Genomic DNA, 1,734 nt, shown 5'->3' with positions numbered 1-1,734 from the left:
ACGCTCCCGCGTGGGAATGCCGCCAGGGACGCTCTGCGTTCCGCTTGGATGTGACGCGGAGCGTCACGGGATGCATTCCCACGCGGGAGCGTGGGAACGATCAGTCTTCTCAAACCGGCTGCAACTTCTTCTCGAACACCGCCACACCCTCCAGATCCCGCAACACCACGCTCATCTCCCCGCTTGGCCCGTCGATGTTCACCTCGCCAAAGAACTGATACCCGGCAAACGGCGAGGTGTTCTGGGCCGGCGGGGCTTTCTGGAACACCACTTCCGGGCCGAAGGTCTTGTCCAGGGCATTGGGCCCGAAGCTGCCAGCGTTCAACGGCCCGGCGACGAACTCCCAGAACGGTTCGAAATCCTGGAACGCGGCGTGTTCGGGGTGGTAGTGATGCGCGGCGCAATAGTGGACGTCGGCGGTGAGCCAGACATAGTTGCGCACCTGATGCTTGCGCAGATAACCCAGCAATTCGGCGATCTCCACTTCCCGCCCCTGGGCAGCGCCCGGATCACCGTTGGCGACCGCTTCCCAACGCGGCACCCCGGGGCTGGCCTCGCCATCTGGCACCCCCAGGCCGATGGGCATGTCGGCGGCGATGACTTTCCACTGGGCACGGGATTGCTTCAATTCGCGCTTGAGCCAATTCAATTGCTCACGCCCCAGGAACGGCTTGGCCGCGCCGAGGTTGGCGTCGTTGGCCTCGCGGTAGCTGCGCATGTCCAGCACGAACACATCCAGCAGCGGCCCATAACCGAGCTTGCGGTAGATCCGCCCGCCGCCGTCGGCCTTTTGCAGGCGCATCGGTGCGTATTCCAGCCAGGCCTGTCGCGCACGCCCCACGAGGCTGTGGATATCCTTGGTCTGGTAGCGCTCGTCCAGTTGCTTGCCCGGCGACCAGTTGTTGACCACCTCATGGTCGTCCCACTGCCAGATCTGCGGCACTTCGGCATTGAAGCGGCGTACGTTTTCGTCCATCAGGTTGTAGCGATAGTTGCCGCGATACTCATCCAGGGTCTCGGCGACCTTGCTCTTGGCGTCGGTGGTGAGGTTGCGCCAGAGCCGTCCACCCTCGGCGGTGATTTGCGCCGGCACCGGGCCGTCGGCGTAGATGGTGTCGCCGCTGTGGATAAAAAAGTCTGGCAGGCGAAGGCGCATGGCTTCGTAGATGCGCATGCCGCCGATGTCCGGGTTGATGCCAAAGCCCTGGCCGACGGTGTCGCCGCTCCAGACAAAACGGATGTTGCGCTTGAACTGCGGCACGCTGCGCAGGTGGCCGAGCCAGGGTTCGCTGGCAACCCCGCTTTGGGCGTCTTCGAAATGCACCCGGTAGAAAATCGCCTGGTCACGGGGCAGCCCGGTGAGTTCAACCCGGGCGGTGAAATCACTGCGAGCGTCGGCCAGGGGCGAGACAAAGCGGCGGGGATTGCTGAACTTGCTGCGGGTGTCCCACTCCACCACCATCCGCGCCGGACGGTCGCTGCGGCTCCAGATCATCGCCCGATCGCCCTGCAAGTCGCCGGACTGCACACCGTCGGTGAGCACCGGGCGATCCTTGACCGAAGCCATCACCGCCGGCGCCAACCCCGGCAACAACAACCCCGCCCCCACGGCTTGCATCACACGACGACGGCCCAGGTCGAATTCGCTCATGGTGTTCTCCCTTGAAATGGGAAAACTTAAGCATGGCTGTGTGAAGTGGGTGTGACAGGGATCTTATGCCCCCCACTCCCACA

1 protein-coding gene is annotated in these 1,734 nt (G+C 63.9%); it reads right to left on the bottom strand.

Translation table 11 applies throughout. The features are described from left to right. Positions 1-109: 109 nt before the first annotated feature. The gene (locus V7773_RS30165) at positions 110-1,651 is read right to left on the bottom strand and encodes an alkaline phosphatase D family protein (protein WP_336076488.1); all 1,542 of its coding nucleotides are present in this window, start codon (positions 1,649-1,651) and stop codon (positions 110-112) included. Positions 1,652-1,734 lie beyond the last annotated feature (83 nt).

It is taken from the genome of Pseudomonas sp. 3JA, from assembly GCF_036961705.1.
Lineage (GTDB): Bacteria > Pseudomonadota > Gammaproteobacteria > Pseudomonadales > Pseudomonadaceae > Aquipseudomonas > Aquipseudomonas fluorescens_Q.
This window is presented reverse-complemented; position numbering and strand designations above follow the sequence as displayed.